13 protein-coding genes are annotated in these 14,349 nt (G+C 75.1%); 5 read left to right on the top strand and 8 right to left on the bottom strand.

Annotation, left to right across the window (positions count from 1 at the left end; genetic code table 11):
* From C7C46_RS26830 to ureA, 3 genes are all read right to left on the bottom strand, one after another.
* Window positions 1-560: agmatine deiminase family protein (locus C7C46_RS26830; RefSeq protein ID WP_146259213.1), on the bottom strand; the 560-nt coding region annotated here is incomplete at its 3' end.
* A gap of 28 nt (window positions 561-588) precedes the next feature.
* Window positions 589-2,289 carry an urease subunit alpha gene (locus tag C7C46_RS26825; protein WP_110672516.1) on the bottom strand — a complete coding sequence of 567 codons (1,701 nt, stop codon included), beginning with the start codon at window positions 2,287-2,289 and terminating at the stop codon, window positions 589-591.
* Window positions 2,286-2,996 carry an urease subunit gamma gene (ureA, locus tag C7C46_RS26820; RefSeq protein ID WP_110672515.1) on the bottom strand — a complete coding sequence of 237 codons (711 nt, stop codon included), beginning with the start codon at window positions 2,994-2,996 and terminating at the stop codon, window positions 2,286-2,288. Before ureA ends, C7C46_RS26825 begins: the two co-directional genes overlap by 4 nt.
* A gap of 318 nt (window positions 2,997-3,314) precedes the next feature.
* Here ureA and C7C46_RS26815 point away from each other — a divergent pair, with 318 nt between their 5' ends.
* Together C7C46_RS26815 and C7C46_RS26810 are read left to right on the top strand one after the other, a co-directional pair.
* Complete coding sequence (locus C7C46_RS26815) at window positions 3,315-3,752, top strand: ATP-binding protein (RefSeq protein ID WP_110672514.1); 438 nt, start codon at window positions 3,315-3,317, stop codon at window positions 3,750-3,752.
* Between the two features lie 227 nt (window positions 3,753-3,979).
* Entirely contained in the window at window positions 3,980-6,181 is a 2,202-nt protein-coding gene (locus tag C7C46_RS26810) for a SpoIIE family protein phosphatase (RefSeq protein ID WP_110672513.1), read from the top strand.
* Window positions 6,182-6,230: 49 nt separating this feature from the next.
* Here the strand turns inward: C7C46_RS26810 and C7C46_RS26805 are convergent, their stop codons facing one another.
* From C7C46_RS26805 to C7C46_RS26785, 5 genes are all read right to left on the bottom strand, one after another.
* Window positions 6,231-7,253: a DUF2637 domain-containing protein gene (locus C7C46_RS26805; RefSeq protein ID WP_110672512.1), complete on the bottom strand. Its 1,023-nt coding sequence runs from the start codon at window positions 7,251-7,253 to the stop codon at window positions 6,231-6,233.
* A 132-nt stretch (window positions 7,254-7,385) separates the two neighbouring features.
* Window positions 7,386-8,237 carry a (2Fe-2S)-binding protein gene (locus C7C46_RS26800; RefSeq protein WP_110672511.1) on the bottom strand — a complete coding sequence of 284 codons (852 nt, stop codon included), beginning with the start codon at window positions 8,235-8,237 and terminating at the stop codon, window positions 7,386-7,388.
* 169 nt (window positions 8,238-8,406) lie between these two features.
* A complete protein-coding gene (locus C7C46_RS26795; protein WP_425470124.1) occupies window positions 8,407-9,294 on the bottom strand; it encodes a hypothetical protein in 888 nt (295 codons plus the stop codon).
* 228 nt (window positions 9,295-9,522) lie between these two features.
* On the bottom strand, window positions 9,523-10,440 hold the full coding sequence (locus C7C46_RS26790; protein ID WP_245984970.1) for a hypothetical protein: 918 nt from the start codon (window positions 10,438-10,440) through the stop codon (window positions 9,523-9,525).
* Window positions 10,441-10,582: 142 nt separating this feature from the next.
* Window positions 10,583-11,179, bottom strand: a complete 597-nt coding sequence (locus C7C46_RS26785; protein ID WP_110672510.1) for a nucleotidyltransferase family protein — start codon at window positions 11,177-11,179, stop codon at window positions 10,583-10,585.
* 131 nt (window positions 11,180-11,310) lie between these two features.
* Here C7C46_RS26785 and moaA point away from each other — a divergent pair, with 131 nt between their 5' ends.
* The 3 genes from moaA to C7C46_RS26770 form a co-directional block, all read left to right on the top strand.
* Window positions 11,311-12,306: a GTP 3',8-cyclase MoaA gene (moaA, locus tag C7C46_RS26780; protein WP_110672509.1), complete on the top strand. Its 996-nt coding sequence runs from the start codon at window positions 11,311-11,313 to the stop codon at window positions 12,304-12,306.
* A 49-nt stretch (window positions 12,307-12,355) separates the two neighbouring features.
* On the top strand, window positions 12,356-13,969 hold the full coding sequence (locus C7C46_RS26775) for an alpha/beta hydrolase (RefSeq protein ID WP_110672508.1): 1,614 nt from the start codon (window positions 12,356-12,358) through the stop codon (window positions 13,967-13,969).
* Between the two features lie 110 nt (window positions 13,970-14,079).
* Window positions 14,080-14,349, top strand: a 270-nt coding sequence (locus tag C7C46_RS26770) for an aldo/keto reductase (protein ID WP_146259212.1), incomplete at its 3' end; no start/stop codon positions are given.

Here is a 14,349-nt window from a genome sequence, read left to right as displayed (position 1 = left end):
TGGAGCTCGGCCTCGACGGCCTCCTTGGTCCAGTCGGCGTTGCGGCCCTCGCCGAGCTGGACGGTCTCGGTGACCAGCACGGTGCCCTCGCCGTCGACGTGGATGCCGCCGCCCTCGTTGATCAGGCGGGAGGCGAAGCGCTGGGCGCCGGTCAGCTCGCTGACGTGCTCGGCGATGTGCTGGTCCTGCTCCCAGCTGGCCCAGGACTGGGCGCCCCAGCCGTTGAACACCCAGTCGGCGGCGCCGAGCTGCCCGTCGGGGCCGAGCAGGAAGCTGGGGCCGATGTCGCGCATCCAGGCGTCGTCGAGCGGGCGCTCGACGACGGTGACCTCCGCGCCGACGTACTCCTGGGCGGCCTTGGCCTCACCCAGGTTGGCGACCAGGGTGACCGGCTCGTAGCGGGCGACGGTGTTGGCGACGGCGGCCCAGGCGAGACGGGCGGCGTGCAGCTGCTCGGGGGTCTCGAAGGTCTGGTTGTGGGTGGGGAAGGCCATCCAGGTGCGCTCGTGCGGGTGCCATTCGGCGGGCATCCGGTAGCCGAGCGAGGCGGGGGTGGTCATGGGGGGAAGTCCTAAGGGGCGGAGGGGGTCAGAGGAAGTAGAGGCGGCTGAGCGAGACGCTCTCGCTGGGCTCGGAGCGCAGCGGTTCGCCGTCCAGCGAGACCAGGCCGGTGGCGGCGTCCACGCCGACCTGGCCGGTGCGGGCGTTGTGGACCAGGTCGCCCGGGCCGATGCCGCGGGTGCCTCGCACGGCCACCCGGCGTCGGCGGGTGGGGAGTTGGTCGCCGTTCTCGACGGCGGCGCGGGCCACGAAGGCGACCGAGAGGTCGGCGGCGGTGGCGCCGTGGGCACCGAACTGCGGGCCGAGCACCAGGGGTTCGCAGCGGTCGGTGGAGGCGTTGGGGTCGCCGACCACGCCGTAGGCGGGGAAGCCGGATTTGAGCACCAGCTGCGGCTTGGCACCGAAGTGGTCGGGGCGCCAGAGCACGATGTCGGCGAGCTTGCCGACCTCGATCGAGCCGACCTCGTGGGCGAGGCCGTGGGCGATGGCCGGGTTGATGGTGAGCTTGGCGATGTAGCGCAGCACCCGGTGGTTGTCGTCGCCGCTCTCGGCGGTGCCGAAGTGGCCGTCCAGCGGGCCGCGTTCGGCCTTCATCTTGCCGGCCATGGCGAAGGTGCGGCGGACCGTCTCGCCGGCCCGGCCCATGCCCTGGGCGTCGGAGGAGGTGATGCCGATCATGCCGAGGTCGTGCAGCACGCCCTCGGCTCCCATGGTGCCGGCCCGGATCCGGTCGCGGGCCATGGCGGCGTCGCCGGGCAGGTCGAGCTTGAGGTCGTGGGCGGAGACGATCATGCCGGCGGCCTCGGCGAGCGCGTCGCGGCCGAACGGCAGGGTGGGGTTGGTGGAGGAGCCGATGACGTTGGCCACGCCGGCCATCTTGAGCACGTTGGGCACGTGGCCGCCGCCGCAGCCCTCGATGTGGAAGGCGTGGATGGTGCGGCCTTCGAGGACGGCGATGGTGTCCTCGACCGACAGGCACTCGTTCAGCCCATCGGTGTGCAGGGCGACCTGGACGTCGTGCTCCTCGGCGACCCGCAGCGCGGTGTCCAGCGCCCGGGTGTGGGCGCCCATGTCCTCGTGCACCTTGAAGCCGCTGGCCCCGCCCTCGGCGAGCGCCTCGACCAGCGGGCCGGGGTCGGAGGAGGAACCGCGGCCCAGGAAGCCGATGTTGACCGGCCAGGCGTCGAAGGCGTTGAAGGCGTGCCGCAGGGCCCAGGGGGAGTTGACGCCGACGCCCCAGACCGGGCCGAACTCCTGGCCGATGATGGTGGTCACGCCGGCGGCCAGCGAGGCCTCCATGATCCGCGGCGAGAGCAGGTGCACGTGGGTGTCGATCGCGCCGGCGGTGGCGATCAGGCCCTCGCCGGAGACGATCGTGGTGCCGGTGCCGACCACCACGTCGACGCCGTCCATGGTGTCCGGGTTGCCGGCCCGGCCGATCGCGGCGATCCGGCCGGCCACCAGGCCGATCGAGGTCTTGCGGATGCCCTGGACGGCGTCGATCACCAGCACGTTGCTGATCACCACGTCGCAGGTGGCGGCGACGGTGGTGGCCTTCAGGTGCAGGCCGTCGCGGGCGGTCTTGCCGAAGCCGGCCAGGAACTCGTCGCCGGGTGCCTGGGAGTCGGACTCGACCCGGACGATCAGCCCGGAGTCACCGAGCCGGACCCGGTCGCCGGCCCGGGGTCCGTGCACGGAGATGTAGTCGTGCGGGGTGATCGCGCTCATGATTCGGGCTCCGCGTCGTCGAAGGTGACCAGGTATCCGGTGGCCCGCGCCTTCGCCAGCGCGGCCTCGCGGGCGCCGGGGGCGTCGAGGGGGCCGTCGACCAGTCCGGCGAAGCCGATGGCGATCCGCTCGCCGCCGATCGGGACCAGGCCGACCTCGACCACGGCGCCGGGGTCGAAGCGCACCGAGGAGCCGGCCGGGACGGCGAGCCGGGTGCCGTAGGCGGCGCCGCGGTCGAAGGCGAGCCGGGGGTTGACCTCGAAGAAGTGGTAGTGCGAGGTGACCGAGATCGGCACCGTCGAGGTGTTGTGCACCGGCAGCAGCACGGTCTCCTCGACCGGGTCGTAGCCGGCGCCGGAGCCGGGCAGGGCGGCGCCGGGGGCCTGGCTGCCGAGCGAGCCGGCGCCCTGGAAGGGGTCGTTGACCACGGCGAGCCGGGTGCCGTCTTCGAAGACGGCCTCGACCTGGATCACCGTGACCACGTCCGGCACGCCGGGCAGCACGTCGTCGGCGCCGAGCACGGTGCGTCCGGCCTCGATCGCCTCGTGCAGGCGCTTGCCGTCGCGGGCGGCCTCGCAGACGGTGTCGGCGATCAGCGCGGTGGCCTCGGGGACGTTGAGCCGCACGCCGCGGGCGCGGCGGGCGCGGGCCAGTTCGGCGGCTGTGAAGATCAGCAGCCGGTCCCGTTCGGTGGGGGTGAGTCGCACGGTGCCTCGCTGTGGTGGACGCGGTGGGTGGACGCGGGGGCGGGTGGGTAGGTGTGACGAGTTTAGAACGGCGTTCAAACGTGGGTCCTGGCCATTGAACCCGGATCGGGTCGTCGTGTCCAGCCTTGCCCGGCGTGCCGGGTTCCGCCCGCTGGGCGACCGCCAGGAGTGTCGGGGCGGTGTTGACGGAATGTCAGCAGGCTGCGCGCCGCGAGCCCCCCGCGCACCACGACCGACGCCTCGTGCACCGTTGCGGCGGGTGGGTGGCGGCGTTGACGATGGATCAACAGGTCCGGGCACAGCTGGGGGGCGAGCCTGATGGAGAACGGACACGAGCTCGACGCCCGGCCGGGCGGCGCCCGCCCGCAGGCCGGCGCCGAGCTGCGGATCGTGCTGGCCGCGGGGGAGGCGGCCGCCCTCGCCCCGCTGCGGGCCCGGCTGCGCGCGGCGCTGGGGGAGTGGGGGCTGGCCGAGCTGTCGGACACCGCCGAGCTGCTGGCCACCGAGCTGGTCGGCAACGCGCTGCGGCACACCCCGGCCGGCGCGGTGTTCACGGCCCGGCCCAGCGGGCCCGGGCGGCTGCGGGTGGAGGTGGCGGACAGCTCGCCCAGGCTGCCGCGGCCGCGCGGACGGGCGCCGGCGGGCGAACCGGCGACCGGGGGGCGCGGACTGCTGCTGGTGGAGGCGCTGGCCGAGGACTGGGGGGTGCGGCTGACCGGGGCCGGCAAGGCCACCTGGTTCGAGCTCGCCCGGTAGGCACCGCCGCCCGGCCGTGGGCGCGAGGAGCGGACCTGGCCGTGCAGGTCGTGGCGGCATTGCTCCCGGGCCGAACATTCGACAGGATAGTGAGAATGTGTGTCCGGACGGACTTCCGCCAGCTCGGGAGCCGCCAGGCAGTGCACCCGACCGGCTGAGGGTCGGCAGAGCGTCGGCGACAGCCGGCCGACCGACCCGCCAAGGCAGCGAACCAGGGCAGGAGAACCATGGCGACTGAGCCCGAGCCGCAGGGGCCCGCACGCCTCCCGCTTCCCCCGCCGGCCAACGGCGGCCGCCGGGCGGGGCTGCGCAGCAGCCTGGCCGCGGGCCGGATCGCCGTGCCCGCCGTGCTACCCGTGGTCCAGCCGGTCGCCGCCCGGACCGCCGACTCCACGCCCGACTGGCTGGAACCGGCCATGGCGGCCAACGGCATCGGCTCCTTCGACTGGGACATCCGGCGCGACCTGATCGAGGCGGACCAGCGGGCAGCGGCCATCATCGGGATCACCGGCGGCAGCTTCCGGCTCAGCTCGGACGCCTTCCTGAGCCTGCTGCACCCCGAGGACGCCCCGGTGGTGCGCCGGCGGGTGGAGCGCGCGGTGGCCGAGCTCGGCCAGTGCGGCGCCTACTACCGCACCGTCTTCCCCGGCGGCACGCTGCACGCGGTCCGGTTCCGCGGCCGGGTGCTGGCCGACGCCTTCGGGCGCCCGTCCCGGATGGTCGGCTTCGTCTGGGACGCCACCGCCGAACTGCACAAGCGCGAGGACGCCGGCCGGCTGGCCGCGCTGCGCGAGGAGCGGTCGCGGTTCATCAAGGAGGCCGCCCGGGCGCTCTCCGAGGCGGTCACCGTGCGCGACGTGGCCCGGGTCTTCACCGAGCTGCCGCTGCCCGGCCTGCCGCCGGACGGCCTGGTGCTGGCCGCCTTCGAGACCGGCCGACTGCAGATCCTGGGCGCCAGCGGCTACCGCGGCGAGTACGTCTCCGCCTACGACCGCACCCCGCTGGAGCCGTTCCAGCCCGCCGCCGAGGCGATCCGCACCCGGCTGCCGGTCTTCCTGGCCAGCCCGCAGGAGTACCAGCAGCGGTTCGCCCAGGCCTGGCCGCAGGCCTCCCGGACCGGGCGCAGCGCCTGGGCCTTCCTGCCGCTGGTGGCCAGCGGGCGCCCGATCGGGCTGTGCGTGGTCAGCTTCGACGACGCCCGCGAGCTGGACGCCGACGAGCGGATCCTGCTCTCCACGCTCGGCGGTCTGGTCGCCCAGTCGCTGGCCCGGGCCCGGCTGCACGACGCCGAGCACGAGCTGGCGGCCGGCCTGCAGCGGGTGATGCTGCCGCGCACCGTGCCGGCCGTGCCCGGGGTGACCACCGCGGTGCGCTACCTGCCGGCCGGCTCCGGGCTGCAGATCGGCGGCGACTGGTACGACGTGGTGCCGCTGCCCGGCGGGCACGTCGGCCTGGTGATCGGCGACGTGCAGGGGCACGACGTGCACGCGGCCGGCATCATGGGCCAGCTGCGGATCGCGCTGCGGGCCTACGCGGCCGAGGGGCACCCGCCGGCCGCGGTGATGGCCCGGGCCTCGCGGTTCCTGGCCGACCTGGACACCGACCACTTCGCCACCTGCACCTACGCCGAGGTCAACGTGGACTACGGCGTGGTGTACGCCGTGCGGGCCGGGCACCTGGACCCGGTGGTGCGGCGCGGGGACGGCAGCAGCGCGGTGCAGAGCGTGGTGGGCGGGCTGCCGCTGGGGATCTCCACCGACCAGGAGTACCAGGTGACCCGGTTCAGCCTGGACCCCGGCGAGACCGTGGTGCTGTGCACCGACGGGCTGGTCGAGTCGCGCACGATGGACGTGGACACCGGCATGGCGCGGCTGTGCGAGGCGGTGGCCGGCGAGCTGGAGCCCGAGGCGGCGGACCCGATCGAGGTGCTGGCGGACCGGATCTCGGCCCGGGCGGCGGACTCGGCCGAGCGCGAGGACGACATAGCGCTCCTGCTGCTGCGCTGGGACGGCCCGGAGGGCGGGCTGGCCGCCCAGCAGCTGCGGCGCCGGATCGGGCAGGCGGACCTGGCCCGGGTCGCCGAGCTGCGCGGCGAGTTGCGGGACGCGCTGCGGCGATGGGGGGTGGCCGAGCTGATCGACACCGCCGAGCTGCTCGCCTCCGAGCTGGTGACCAACGCGATCCGGCACACCGACCGGGACGCGATGTTCACCGCGCGCCTGTACCGCGAGGACGGCCGGGAGCCGCGGCTGCGGATCGAGGTGGAGGACGAGTCGGACCTGTGGCCCAAGCGGCGCACGCCCGGTGAGCAGGCCTCCTCGGGCCGGGGGCTGATGCTGGTCGAGGCGCTGGCCGACGCCTGGGGCGTGGAGCCGCGCGGTTCGGGCAAGCGGATGTGGTTCGAGCTGACCGCGGGCGGCGAGGACTGACCCGCGCCGCCCGCCCGGGTGGCGGCCGGTGGGCCGCCACCCGGGGGCGTCAGCCGAACTGGCGCTCCAAGTCCTTGAGCTTCTGTTCCAGGGAGTCGAGGCGGGGAAGGGTCATGGTGTCCTCCTCCGGGGTGAGGTCGATGGTGCGCCGGCCCGGGCGGGCCGGCAGCGTGGTGGGGGCCGGCGGGCCGGCGGGGGCCGCCTGGTCCGGGGTGGCGGGGGCCGTTATGGCAGGCTCCGCGGCCTTGGCGGACTCCAGTTGGCGCGCGCCGCGGGCCCGCCCCCAGCCGCTGTGCTGGCGGTTGATGGCACGGATCTCGGCCCGCTCGCGGCGGCTGGCCAGCTTCCGGCGCTCGCGGTTGGCCACGGCCTCGCGCTTGGTGTCGCGCACCTCCTCGACCGCCTCGTCCAGGCTGCGGACGCCCTCGAGCAGCATCAGCGACCAGGCCGCGTACGTCTCCAGCGGGGCGCGCAGCCAGCGGACGATCCGGATCTGCGGCAGCGGGCGCGGGACCAGGCCCTGCTCGCGCAGCGCGGCCCGGCGGGTCTGTTTGAGCGCCCGGTCGAACAGGACGGCCGCCGAGAGCGACATGCCGGAGAAGAACTGGGGCGCCCCGGCGTGTCCGTAGCCGCGCGGGGCGTGCACCCAGTTGAACCAGGCGGAGGCGCCGGCGAAGAGCCAGACCAGCAGGCGGGAGCCGAGCGCCGCGTCACCGTGGCTGGCCTCGCGGACGGCGAGGACGGAGCAGAACATCGCCGCCCCGTCCAGGCCGAACGGGACCAGGTACTCCCAGCCGCCGCTGAGCCCCAGGTTCTGGGTGCCGAAGCCGACCAGGCCGTGGAAGGAGAGCGCGGCGGCCACCGCCGCGCAGCAGAACAGCAGCAGGTAGGAGGCGGCCCCGTAGAGCGACTCCTTGCGGTGGCGCCGATCCTCGGTGCGCTCCCAGGAATCGGCCCCGCGCGCGGCGACGGTGGTGCCGCGGTTGCGCAGGTAGGCCAGCAGGACCGCGGCGGGCAGCAGCACGGCGACGGCCACCACGGCCCAGCCCAGTGGTATGTCCGACAGTTTCATGGTGCTGCACCAGCCTCGCTCTCGGCGGTCGCGGCGGCGGGGGCCACCGCGAGGAGGTCCATCATGGCCGAAGGCGAGCCGAAACGCGGGCGGGTCGGGAGCAATTACCCGGATGGGTGAGCGAACTGACGTTTAGTCAGGCCGATGATGTGATGATAGTTCAGCGAGGCGAGCGGGATCGGAGGCGGCAGTGCGGCGGGGGCAGCCCGCACAGGCCTCCTGGGGGCGCACGGTGTAGAAGAGGCAGCAACTGACCCGCGTGCGTTCCAGGTTCACGCCGCTGGGGTGGAAGTTCGCGCCGCCGGTGAACGGTGCGGTGCCGCCGGGGAGCAGGGCGGACAGGGCTGTCACCGCGCACGGCTCGATGCCGAGCAGGCCGGCCGCGTACCACAGCCCCTCGACCAGCTCGTCGGTGGCCAGGCCCCACAAGGCGCCCGGTCCGCGCCGCAGTTGGGGGCGGAGCGCGGTGAGCAGCGGGGTCAGGAGCTGGGCGTAGCCGGTGCGCAGCGCGGCGTCCAGGGCGGCGCGGTCGGGAACGGGTACGGCGCCGGGGTGGTGGGCGGCCGGGTCCTCGGGCAGGCAGGCGAAGCGGTGCGGGCCGGGCGGCAGCAGGGCCAGCCGGACCGGGCCGCCGCGCGGGCCGGCCGGGCGGAACGCGAGCTGGTCGACGGTGGGCAGCGGGACCCGGCGCTCCAGCAGCCAGGGCAGCGTGAGCAGGAGGCCGAGCGGCCAGGCGAAGCGGTGCAGCCAGAAGCCGGCCGCCACGTCGGGGCGCGGGGCGGTGCCGTAGCGGGCCCGGTCGGCGCGGGCCTCGGCGGCGAGCAGCCGGGCGCGCAGCGCGGGGTCGGCGAGCAGCCGGACGACCGGGAGCCAGCCCCGCTCGGGGCGGGTCGGGGCGAACCGGATCCGCAGCTCGGGGAAGACCTGCGCGAACGCGGTGTACGCGCCGGCGTAGGGAGCGCGGACGGTGCGCGCGGTCCTCATGGCGGGCCCCCAGCGGTCGGCCGGAGCTCGCGGGAGCCCGGGTGCGGCGGAACCCGGTCGGGTGCGGCGGCGCGCGCCTCGCCCGATCAGGTTAGCCTCACCTTAGCTGACGTGCCGTCCAAAGCCCCTGATCACAGGGCCGTTCGGGGGAGCGGCACCCGCCGGCCGGTCAGCCGGCCGCCGCGGACGGCGGGACCTGGCTGATCCGGCGGGTGCCCGGCAGGCCCGGGCGGGCCGAGGGCGGCGCGCCGCGGGGAGCGCCGGGCGGGCCGCCGGTGGCCGCGTCCTCGCCGAGGCGGCCCACCAGCCAGACCGGCACCCCGCCCAGCGCGTGCACCAGCCGGCCGGCCTCGGCGCGCAGCTGCTGGGCCTCCTCGGGCTCGCTCACCTCGGCCAGCGCCGCCAGCGCCGGGGCCACGCCGACCGTAAACCCCAGCTCCTCGCGCAGCCGCAGCGAGGCGGCGAACCCCTCGCGGGCCCGCGCCCGGTCCCCGCCGGCCAGCGCGAGCGCGGCCAGGTGGCGCCAGGTGGAGGAGGCCAGCAGGGTGTCCCCGTGCGCCAGCGCCCCGTCGTGCGCGCGGCGGTAGGCGATCCAGGCGGCGGTCTGGTCGCGCAGCAGGTTCTCCGCCACCAGCCCGCGCCGGAAGTCCAGCAGCGGCCGCCCGGCCGCGTGCGGGGGCAGCAGGGCGGAGGTCCGCCCGAGGGCGGCCTGTGCCTCGTCGAGCCGGTCTCGCGGCCCGAGCACGCTGCCCAGGTAGGCGAGGAAGCCGCGGGCGCAGGCGGCCCCGGCCCGCTGCTCGGTGCTGGTCACCCCGGCCTCGGCCAGCCGCAGTGCGCCCTCCGCCGCGTCCCAGTGCTCGGCGGTGAACAGGCACTGCTCGATCAGCAGTTCGGCGCGGCACAGGGCGGTCCTGGGGTCCCGTTCCGCGGCCGGCATCAGCAGTTCGGCGGCCTCCTGCCAGCAGGCCCGGGAGCGCAGTCGCCAGACCGCGCCGCTGGTGATCTCGTCCAGGTGGCCGTCGGCGCCCGGATGCAGCCCACCGCCGTGCGGTGGCACCCCCGGTGGCCCGCCCCGTGGACGGTCGCCGGTTCCCCCCTGGCGCCAACCCCCGCTCAGCGGGGCCGTTCCGTGCTCCGACAACGCCACCTCCTTGTGCGCGGTGCCCACGGCCATGCCGCCCCGACGGCACCGCCGCGGAGCACCGCAATTCAACACGGGGGCGAGCTTGTGCACCAGATCACGAGCGCGACCTTTTTCGCGGCCGGGTGCAGCGCTGAGGCGCTGTCAGGAGGTCCAGCCGGTCTCCAGCAGGGATTCGGCCGCGCCGTTGACCGGGTGCGGCAGGCCGGACTCGTCGACCGTGAAGAGGGCCACCAGCAGCTGCTCGCCGCGCACCGTGGCCTGGTGCGAGTAGCCGGCCATGGTGAACATCGCGGCGGCCATCTCCTCGGCGTGCAGGGTCTGCAGCCACAGGCACTCGACCGAGCGCAGGTCGGCCTGCTCCGGCCAGGTGTCCACCTGGGCGACCAGACGGTCGCCGAGCAGGGTGACGGCCTCGCGCTCCTGGCCCTCGGTCAGCTCCAGGTCGGTGAAGCCCAGCCACTCCAGGTAGCGGGCGGCGGCGAGCACGGCGTCCTGGCCGCTGCGGATCGGGTGCGGGCGGAACGGCGGGCGGTGCCGGCGGTGCTGCTGCGCGCCGGCCGGCACGGGCGGGGTGGCCGGCGGGACGGGGGCGACCGGGCCGGTGGCTGTGGGCGGACCGGCCGGAGCCGGCCGCGGGCCCTCGGCGTAGAACGGGGCCGGCGGCTCCGGGCGGCGGGCGCCGAGCGCGCGCGAGCCCTGCGGCGAGCTGCCGCCGCGGCGCGGCGAGCGGTCCACCGGCAGCCGCACGGTGGCGCCGCAGTTGCAGGTGAACTCGGGCTGCGGCCACTGGTCGTTGCGCCCGCAGTTGGGGCAGCGCATGCTCAGCCAGGAGTCCTCCCAGGACCGGAACCTGACCTGCACCGGCACGCCGCCCTTGAGCAGCGGCACCTTGAGCGAGGCGCCGCACGGACAGGGCAGCACCGGCGGCTCGTAGACGTGCTCGCGGCGACAGGCGGGGCAGCGGATGCTGCGCGCGGCGGCGGGGCTGGTGGCAGCCTCGGGCAGGTCGGCGGGGCGGCCGGCGCCGGAGAAGTCGTCGGGGAGGAAGGGACCGGGCAAGGCGCGCACCGTCCGTTTCGGCTGGAGTGGGCTCGTCCCCTCCCATGCTCCCCGATCGAGGCCTCCGATGGCAGTGAATGCCCGGAAGGATCAGGGCATTTTCAGGGTCGGGCGTGGTACTCGGGTACCGCCCGAGCGGGTGTCAACCCGCCTGCCAGCGGGCCAGATCAGCCGGGGTGTCCAGATCGTCCGGGCGGGCCACGTCGGCGCACTCGACCAGCTCCAGCTCGGCCTGACGGGCCGCCAGCAGGGCCCGGGCCCCGGCGTCGCCGACCGCGCCCGCGGCGGCCTCGGCGAGGTACCGGGCGCCGATCAGCACCGGGTGGCCGCGCCGGCCGTGGTAGCCGGCGGCGGCCAGCTGGGCGCCGGCCCGGTGGGCGGCCAGCAGCCGGGCGACGGCGGCCGGGGTGACGCCGGGGGTGTCCACCAGAAAGACCAGCACGGCGGGCGCCCCGGCCGCCACGGCGGCCAGCCCGGCGCGCAGGGAGGAGCCCATGCCCTCGGCCCAGTCCGGATTGGCGACCACGGTGCAGCCGGCCAGCTCGGCGCTGGCCAGTACCTGCTCGCGGGCGGCGCCGAGCACCACGGCGACCGGGTGGCAGCCGCCCTCGCGGACCACCCGGACGGCGTGCTCGACCAGCGGCCGGCCGTGGAAGTCGAGCAGGGCCTTGGGGCGGCCGCCCAGGCGGCGGCCGCCCCCGGCAGCCAGGACCAGGGCGGGGATCGGGGTTTCGGGCATGCCACCACGATGCCCCCCGGCGCGAGCCCGTGGAGTTGTGTGATCACCCAACAGCGCCGCCCCGGCCCCGGCGGGAGCCCAGTCCATCCGCCGCTGGACCCGGACTCGCGCGCGGGCTTCTACTGGCCACCATGCACACCGCTCCCTCCCCGCTGGTCGACCGGTTCGGCCGGGTCCACACCGATCTGCGGGTCTCCCTGACCGACCGCTGCAACCTGCGCTGCACCTACTGCATGCCGGCCGAGGGCCTGAACTGGCTCCCCAAGGCCGAGGTGCTGACCGACGAGGAGATCGTCCGGCTGGTGCGGATCGCGGTCCAGCAGCTGGGGATCGGCACGGTGCGACTGACCGGCGGCGAGCCGCTGCTGCGGCGCGGGCTGCCCGAGCTGGTGGGCCGGCTGACCGAGGTGGGCGCGGAGCTGTCGCTGACCACCAACGGGATCGGGCTGGCCCGCACGGCCGCCGCGCTCAAGGCGGCCGGGCTGCGCCGGGTCAACGTCAGCCTGGACACCCTGCGCCCCGAGCGGTACCTGGAGATCACCCGGCGGGACCGGATCGCCGACGTGTTCGCCGGCCTGGCCGCGGCCCGGGAGGCCGGCCTGGCGCCGGTCAAGGTGAACGCGGTGCCGGTGCGCGGGGTGAACGAGGACGAGATCGTGGCGCTGGCCGAGTTCGCCCTGGAGCACGGGTACCGGATGCGGTTCATCGAGTCGATGCCACTGGACGCGCAGGGCGCCTGGGACCGGTCCGCGATGGTCACGGCGGACGAGCTGGTGGCGGTGCTGGGTGCCCGGTGGCCGCTGGAGCCGGTGCGGCGCGAGGGCAGCGCCCCCGCCGAGGAGTGGCGGATCGTCGGGACCGAGCAGGTGATCGGGGTGATCGCCTCGGTGACCCGGCCGTTCTGCGGCACCTGCGACCGGGTCCGGCTGACCGCGGACGGCCAGTTGCGCAACTGCCTGTTCGCCACCGAGGAGTCCGACCTGCGGGCGCTGCTTCGCGGCGGTGCGGACGACGCGGAGATCGAGCGGGCCTGGCGGAACACGATCGCGCGCAAGGGCCCGGGCCACGAGATCAACTCCGCCGAGTTCGTCCGGCCGGCCCGGCCGATGTCGGCGATCGGCGGCTGAGGCGGCCCCGAGCTGGGGCAGTGTGAAGAGCGGGTGATATTCCTGTGCGGTGAACTCTGCTCTGGCGCGCGTCTCGCGCCGCATCCTGCCCGTCGTGCTGGGGATCGCCGTGGTGGCCGGGTGCAGCGGTTCCGGGGGGACACGGCCGGCCGCAGGCACCGGTTCGTCACCCGCGGTCACCGCAGCACCCCCGACCTCGGCCGCCCCGAGCCCGAGCCTGCGGCCCGGCGGGGAGGCCGACCCCGCGCTCAAGTCCTTCTACGGCCAGCAGATCGGCTGGGCGCCCTGCGCCGCCGACCCGGCACTCAAGAACGTCGACATGTCGACCTTCCAGTGCGGCACCGCGCACGTCCCGCTGGACTACGCGCACCCCACCGTCGACACCGTCGACCTGGCGCTGATCCGCAAGCCCGCCGCCAAGGCCGACCAGCGGCTCGGCTCGCTCTTCCTCAACCCCGGCGGCCCCGGCGGATCCGGCATCGAGGAGGTGGCCGGCGGTGCGAACGGCCGGTTCCAGAGCCTGAACCAGCGCTACGACCTGGTCGGCTTCGACCCGCGCGGGGTGGGCCGGTCGACCGCCGTGCACTGCCTGGACGACGCCGCCCGGGACAAGCTCAACGCCCAGGACCACGCCGACGCCGGCAGCGATCAGGGCTTCGCCGACGCCTGCCGGGCCAAGTCCGGCAAGCTGCTGCCGTTCGTCGGCACCGTCGACGCCGCCCGCGACCTGGACGTGCTGCGCGGCGCGGTCGGCGACCAGAAGCTCGACTACCTCGGCTTCTCCTACGGCACCTACCTGGGCGCCGAGTACGCCGAGCAGTTCCCCGACCGCACCGGCCGCCTGGTGCTGGATGGCGCGATGGACCCCAGCAACGACCCGCTGGACGCCGACGTGGCCCAACTGGTCGGCTTCGAGGGCGTCTTCGAGCGCTGGGCGGCCGATTGCCCCAGCCACTCCGGCTGTCCGCTCGGCAAGGACCCGGCCGCCGCCGCGCAGCGCGCCGCCGCCTTCCTGGACGGCCTGGAGCAGCACCCGATGACCACCTCCGACGGGCGCACCCTGACCGCCGCCGAGGGCTGGACCGGCGCGCTGGAGATGCTCTACGGCGACGCCAAGTCCTGGGAGTACCTGCGCAACGGCATGGAGTGGGCGATGCAGGCCCACAAGGCGGACTACCTGATGGCCTTCGCCGACGACTACAACGGCCGCGACAAGCAGGGCCACTACACGAACATGGCCGACGCGAACGTGGCCATCAACTGCGCGGACTACGGCGCGCCGGTCCCCTCGGACGACCGGATCAACCAGGCGCTGGCCCAACTCCACTCCCAGGCAAAGTACCTGACGGCCCGGATGACCGCCGAGGACCTCAACGCGCAGGACTGCCGGGACTGGCCCTACCACCCGAGCACCGCCCCGCACGTGATCAAGGCCGCGGGCGCCGCGCCGATCCTGGTGGTCGGCTCCACCGGCGACGACGCCACCCCGTACGCCTGGGCCCAGCATCTGGCGGCGGGCCTGGCCGACGCCACCCTGCTGACCCGCGACGGCGACGGCCACACCGGGTACGGCAAGAGCAGTTGCATCAAGAAGGCCGTCGACTCCTTCCTGGTCGACGGCACGATGCCGGCGGCCGGGACGCACTGCCCGACCGACAGCTGACCCGGCGTCAGTCGCGGCCGGGCCCGGTCCGGAGCCGGACTTGCGTGAGAGCCCACTCGAGGTCCTAGCGTGGCGCGGGTCGAAAGGCGAACGAGTGAGGGAGCGTCAGCATGCGGTACCGCAGTCTCGGGGGGACCGGCATCGAGGTCAGTGCGGTCTGCCTGGGGGCGATGATGTTCGGGGCGGTGGGCAACCCGGACCACCAGGAGTGCGGGCGGATCGTCGAGCAGGCGCTGGCGGCCGGGATCAACTTCGTGGACACGGCCGACATGTACTCGGCCGGGGAGAGCGAGGTGATCGTCGGCAAGGCGCTCAAGGGGCGCCGGGACGAGGTGGTGCTGGCCTCCAAGGTGCACTTCCCCGTGACTCCTCCCCGGCGT

Origin of the sequence: Streptomyces tateyamensis, from assembly GCF_003205575.1 — a bacterium.
GTDB classification, from domain to species: Bacteria; Actinomycetota; Actinomycetes; order Streptomycetales; family Streptomycetaceae; genus Kitasatospora; species Kitasatospora tateyamensis.
The sequence above is the reverse complement of the archived record's forward strand: the minus strand, read 5'-3'. Positions and strand labels throughout refer to the sequence as shown.

Coding starts and splice junctions, on each gene's coding strand:
- C7C46_RS26800 (WP_110672511.1), bottom strand. CDS start 8,237: ATGAGGACCGCGCGCACCGTCCGCGCTCCCTACGCCGGCGCGTACACC.
- C7C46_RS26825 (WP_110672516.1), bottom strand. CDS start 2,289: ATGAGCGCGATCACCCCGCACGACTACATCTCCGTGCACGGACCCCGG.
- moaA (WP_110672509.1), top strand. CDS start 11,311: ATGCACACCGCTCCCTCCCCGCTGGTCGACCGGTTCGGCCGGGTCCAC.
- C7C46_RS26810 (WP_110672513.1), top strand. CDS start 3,980: ATGGCGACTGAGCCCGAGCCGCAGGGGCCCGCACGCCTCCCGCTTCCC.
- C7C46_RS26805 (WP_110672512.1), bottom strand. CDS start 7,253: ATGAAACTGTCGGACATACCACTGGGCTGGGCCGTGGTGGCCGTCGCC.
- C7C46_RS26785 (WP_110672510.1), bottom strand. CDS start 11,179: ATGCCCGAAACCCCGATCCCCGCCCTGGTCCTGGCTGCCGGGGGCGGC.
- C7C46_RS26815 (WP_110672514.1), top strand. CDS start 3,315: ATGGAGAACGGACACGAGCTCGACGCCCGGCCGGGCGGCGCCCGCCCG.